This is a genomic window from Acetatifactor sp. (genome assembly GCF_982438285.1).
Window position 1 is genome coordinate 1 of record NZ_CEWDFQ010000216.1, and the last position, 5,330, is coordinate 5,330.

The following is a 5,330-nucleotide window of genomic DNA, read 5'->3' on the forward strand; positions in this document are numbered from 1 at the left end:
TCACTGTGGCCCAGGCCGCTCCCGCTACTCCCATATGCAGACTGATGATAAAATAAAGATCCAGCACCACATTCACAATGGAGGACAGCACCAGAAAAATAACCGGCGTCTTACTGTCTCCCAGCGCCCGGATGACGCCGGAGACAATGTTATATAAAAAGGTGGTGGGAATGCCCAGAAAAATCACCCAGATATAGGCATACGCCCCATCCAGAATATTCTCCGGGGTTTTCATAAGCACCAGAATATCCCGGCAGAAAACCGTGGTGACCACAGTCATCACCGCCGCAAAGCCTATGCCCAGCCACATGCAGTTTGCCACATACCTGCGCATTCCCGTATAGTCTCCTGCACCGAATTTGTGAGAAACCGGAATGGAAAAGCCATTGCACACTCCCATACAAAAACCGATCACCAGAAAATTCACAGAACCGGTGGAGCCCACCGCCGCCAGGTCATCCACACCCAGAAATTTTCCCACAATCACTGTGTCCACCAGATTATAAAACTGCTGGAATAAAAACCCGAACAATAAAGGCACAGAAAATCCCAGTATCAGTTTCATGGGCGTTCCCTTTGTCATATCCTTCGTCATAATACTTCTTCCTCCCAAAGGCCGGATTACAAAACCGGCAGCTCTTCTTTATTGCGTATCAGAGTATAAACGCAGCAAGGGAAAACTGCAATGTGTTTTTTTGCCAAAATAAAGCTGTTTTATGTAGTATTTTGCTGTGATTTTTACGGAAAAAAACTTCGTGGAGGCTTTATGATGCTTCCACGAAGTTTCTACCTTCTTTTTTATTCACTCTTTATTCTTTTCGCCCACTCCGTTTTCTTATGCGAAAGGATTTTCCGTAGGATACAGCATGCCCTTAGGCTGATTGAAATTCAAATCCTCCACCGGAACGCCGATATACTTAAACACCTCATAGAGAGCCTTTCCGAAATGTCCGAAGGCCACCGCTCCGTGATGGGGATAATTCTTCTCAATAAGCACATGGCGGTAGAAGCGTCCCATTTCAGGAATCGCAAACACACCAATGCTTCCAAAGGACTTTGTAGCCACAGGAAGCACCTCTCCCTGGGCTATGTATGCCCTCAGCTTACAGTCTGCGGTGGACTGCAGACGGTAGAAGGTGATGTCTCCCGGAATGATATCTCCCTCCAAAGTACCCTGGGTTACCTCCTCGGGAAGAGTTCTGGCCATGATCATCTGATATTTCATGGTGCAGGAGGTAAGCTTCTTTGTGTTCGTGTTGCCGCAGTGGAAGCCCATGAAGGTGTCATTATGCGTATAGTTGAATTTGCCTTTGATGGATTCCTCATACATGTCGTCGGGAACGGTATTATTAATATCTAACAGCGTTACCACATCCTGACTTACACAGGAGCCGATAAATTCGCTTAAGCAGCCATAAATATCCACCTCGCAGGAGACCGGGATACCCATACCGGTAAGACGGCTGTTCACATAACAGGGAACAAAGCCAAACTGGGTCTGGAACGCAGGCCAGCACTTTCCGGCAATGGCAACGTATTTGCGGTAACCCTTGTGAGCTTCCACCCAGTCGAGCAGGGTCAGCTCATACTGTGCAAGCTTGGGCAGCACCTCGGGCTTTAGGTTGCCTGCACCCAGCTCCTCTTCCATTTCCTTTACCTTTGCAGGAATCCTCTCGTCTCCGTCATGCTTGTGAAAGGCCTCAAACAAATCCAGCTCGGAGTTTTCTTCGATCTCCACACCCAGATTATAAAGCTGTTTGATGGGGGCGTTGCAGGCAAGGAAATTCAAGGGCCTTGGGCCAAAGGATATGATCTTTAAATCGTGCAGTCCTATGATTGCCCTTGCGATAGGCAGAAATTCATGAATCATGTCCGCGCACTCTTTCGCCGTTCCAACAGGATTTTCAGGAATATAAGCTTTTACATTGCGCAGCTTTAAGTTGTAGCTTGCATTGAGCATGCCGCAGTATGCGTCGCCGCGGCCGCCCACCAGATCGTTCTGGGTCTCCTCCGCAGCTGCAATGAACATAGCCGGGCCGTCAAAATGCTTTGCAAGCAGTGTCTCAGAAATTTCAGGCCCGAAGTTTCCAAGATAAACACACAGGGCGTTGCACCCGGCCGCCTTAATGTCTTCAAGAGCCTGCACCATATGAATCTCACTTTCCACAATGCAGACAGGGCACTCATAAATCCCCTCCATACCATACTGATCGGCGTAAGCCTTTACCAATGCCTTTCTTCTGTTGACGGACAGGCTCTCGGGAAAACAGTCCCGGCTCACCGCAACAATTCCTACTTTTACTTCTGGCAGATTATTCATTTTCCATTCCTCCTATCTGAATTCCTTTTATCAGGAAATTCTTTTCCCGGGAAACTGCTTTCCCTTCAATCATTGATATTCAGGTTTTTCCCCTTCAGACCCAGAAAGCAGCCTGGTTCAAGACCACCCTCCTCATGGCCGATAAGCCATTTGTTCACAGCGGTAAGCAAAGCGTCCTCATCCAAAGCCTTTCCCTGCTCCAAATGGGTATGCTTCTCCTCCAAGGGATAATTGGTTTTCTTTGGAAGCACCACTGCCACCTGAAATCCCTTTCCATCCACACCACAGGGCGCATAATGCAGGGTAGTGGCGTACAGCTCCACAGCAGTGCCCGCAGGTACCAAAAACGCCTCCACCAGAGAGGTGTCGTAGGTAAAATCCTCCTCCACATCCTGCAGGCATCCCAGCATGAGCACCGCATCCCGGGCTGCCACATTAATCTCCGAGCTTCTGTGATATTCCAATGCGTTTAACAAGGAATTGTGTCCATTGCAGTAGCCGATCTGAATGGGAAGCTCCCCAAAGACAACCTTTGCCAGCTCCGCTTTCACAGGGAGCTCTTCAAGGGCCTCCACGCTGGGCTCATAAACCACATCCTGGGGAATCGGCGTCTTTTTCAGCGCTTCCACAAGCTCCCCAAAATCCACGTTTTGGATGACCCTTCCGTATTTCCGAAAGGCCTGATCCGTAACTGACAGAATTTTCATGGAATCCACCTCTTTCTTCCTTTTCTTTTTAGGTAATTATGAAAATCGCTGGCAAGGTCACAAACCTGGTCATAATAACCAAAAACGGGTTCCGAAGCAGTGGCTAGTCACCCTTATTTTGGTTATTACGCCCAGTTTCTGATATCACGTTCGTGACCTTGGCAGCTATTTGGCTAAAAGAGCAAATACGGGGCGGCAGGCGGGATAGATTTCCTTAAACTGCGCGTACCGCTCATCGTAGCTTTGCGCCAGCTCGGGCTCCGGCAGAATGGTTTCTGTGACCTTCACCACCTTGTCCGCAATCTCCTCAACGCTTGCATACTCGCCGCAGGCTACCGCTGCCAGCATGGCCCCTCCCAAAGCAGGCCCCTCCTCGCTCTCAATGACGTCCACCTTCAGATTCAGTATGTTGGCGATCATTTTTCTCCACAAAGGGCTTTTGGCTCCGCCTCCGCATATCTTAGTGCGTTCCAAATGAATTCCCAGAGATTTGGCCACCTCAAGGGAATCCCGCAGTGCAAAGGCAACACCCTCTAACACTGCCTGGGTCATATCCGCTCTGGTTGTGTCCATGGTCATCCCCAAAAAAACGCCTCTTGCATCGGGGTCGTTATGAGGGGAGCGCTCTCCCATCAGGTAGGGAAGGAAAAATACATGGTTACGGCCCAGATTTTTGATTGCCGCCTGCTCCTTTCCATAGTCGCCTGTGCCCAGAATCCCATCCATCCACCATTTGTTGCAGGAAGCTGCGCTGAGCATACATCCCATCAAATGATAGCTGCCGTCGGCATGAGCAAAGGAATGAAGGGCGTTATGACTGTCAACCCTGAAATTTTTGGAGGAAATAAATATGGTTCCGCTGGTGCCCAGGGAAATATTACATTTATTATCCCCCACTGTGCCTGTGCCCACAGCCGCCGCCGCATTGTCTCCGGCTCCGGCTGCAACAATCACATTTTCGGGGATTCCAAGCTCCTTTGCAATCTGGGGACGTACCTTGCCCACAGGCTCATAGCTCTCAAAGCACTGCGGCAGTTTAGATATGGATATGCCGCAGATATCGCACATCTCCTTGGACCATCTGCGGTTCTTCACATCAAACAACAGCATGCCCGAAGCGTCCGACACGTCCGTACAGTGTACCCCCGTCAGCCGGTAAGCTATGTAATCCTTCGGCAGCATGATCTTTTCTATTTTCTCAAAATTGTCCGGTTCATTTTTTCTCACCCATAAAAGCTTGGGCGCCGTAAAGCCTGCAAAAGCAATATTGGCAGTATACCGGGACAGCTTTTCCTTCCCAATCACCTCATTGAGATAGTCCGTCTCCTTCCCGGTCCTGCCGTCATTCCACAGAATCGCCGGACGGATTACCCGATCCTCCTTGTCCAGAATCACCAGACCGTGCATCTGTCCCCCAAAGCTGATACCGGCCACCTTGCTTTTGTCTGCCTCCTGCAGAAGCTCCTTGATGCCTTCCATGGTCTGGTCATACCAATCCTCGGGCTTTTGCTCGGACCAGCCAGGATTTGGAAAATACAAAGGATACTCCTTAGATACGATATTTTGAATCTTCCCATCGCTGTCCATCAAAAGCAGCTTCACCGCCGATGTTCCCAAATCAACGCCTATATACAGCATAAATCTGCTCCTCTCTAATCGTGCTCGTGCACACCACCTTAATCATAAGGGTTTCTCAATAAAAAATCAATAGCTGAAATGATTTTCATGAAAATGTCAAATTTGAAAGTCTCTTTTCTGTTGAAAGTGACGAATCCCAAACTGTGCTCGAACACGTTGACTTCCTTTTTCATTTATGTTACCTTGTTAATGAAACAGCAAATCAGGAGGTGATTCCTATGGCAACCATCAAAGAGATCGCTGCGCTTGCAGGCGTTTCCAGAGGGACTGTTGACCGGGTCTTAAACAACCGGGGCGCGGTGAATCCCGCCACCGCCGCAAAGATCAGGGAAATTGCAAAGGCTCTGGATTATAGGCCAAACCGCGCAGGGCTGGTGCTTGCCGCCCAGAAGAAAAAGCTGAAGCTTGGAATGATTCTCTTTTCTCTGGATAATCCCTTTTTTATAGATGTGCTGGAGGGGGCCAATGAAAAGGCGAACGAGCTGGAGGGCTACAACTGCACTGTTTTGATCCGCCAGATCCCTTTGGACCCGGAGGCACAGCTTCAGGCCATGGAGGAGCTTGTGGCACAAGAGGTAAACGGCATCGCCATGGCTCCCTGCAACGACGAGCGCATCCGCCAGAGCATCAATGCACTTTCCGAAAGAGGCATTCCTGTGGTAACC

The 5,330-nt window shown here is 49.5% G+C and carries 5 protein-coding genes; 1 reads left to right on the forward strand and 4 read right to left on the reverse strand.

The genetic code is table 11. The features are described from left to right. The 4 genes from AC1WIP_RS10790 to xylB form a co-directional block, all read right to left on the reverse strand. The coding region (locus tag AC1WIP_RS10790; protein WP_481141832.1) for an MATE family efflux transporter at positions 1 to 595 on the reverse strand (595 nt) is incomplete at its 3' end. Between the two features lie 240 nt (positions 596 to 835). Next, the gene (locus AC1WIP_RS10795; protein ID WP_481141833.1) at positions 836 to 2,320 is read right to left on the reverse strand and encodes an L-fucose/L-arabinose isomerase family protein; all 1,485 of its coding nucleotides are present in this window, start codon (positions 2,318 to 2,320) and stop codon (positions 836 to 838) included. A gap of 65 nt (positions 2,321 to 2,385) precedes the next feature. Then, on the reverse strand, positions 2,386 to 3,027 hold the full coding sequence (locus AC1WIP_RS10800; RefSeq protein ID WP_481141834.1) for a DUF4867 family protein: 642 nt from the start codon (positions 3,025 to 3,027) through the stop codon (positions 2,386 to 2,388). A gap of 165 nt (positions 3,028 to 3,192) precedes the next feature. Next, on the reverse strand, positions 3,193 to 4,665 hold the full coding sequence (gene xylB, locus AC1WIP_RS10805; RefSeq protein WP_481141835.1) for a xylulokinase: 1,473 nt from the start codon (positions 4,663 to 4,665) through the stop codon (positions 3,193 to 3,195). A 218-nt stretch (positions 4,666 to 4,883) separates the two neighbouring features. Between xylB and AC1WIP_RS10810 the strand changes: the two genes are divergently transcribed. Continuing rightward, a partial coding sequence (locus AC1WIP_RS10810) for a LacI family DNA-binding transcriptional regulator (RefSeq protein WP_481141836.1) occupies positions 4,884 to 5,330 on the forward strand: 447 nt, incomplete at its 3' end.

Coding starts and splice junctions, on each gene's coding strand:
- AC1WIP_RS10795 (WP_481141833.1), bottom strand. CDS start 2,320: ATGAATAATCTGCCAGAAGTAAAAGTAGGAATTGTTGCGGTGAGCCGG.
- AC1WIP_RS10800 (WP_481141834.1), bottom strand. CDS start 3,027: ATGAAAATTCTGTCAGTTACGGATCAGGCCTTTCGGAAATACGGAAGG.
- xylB (WP_481141835.1), bottom strand. CDS start 4,665: ATGCTGTATATAGGCGTTGATTTGGGAACATCGGCGGTGAAGCTGCTT.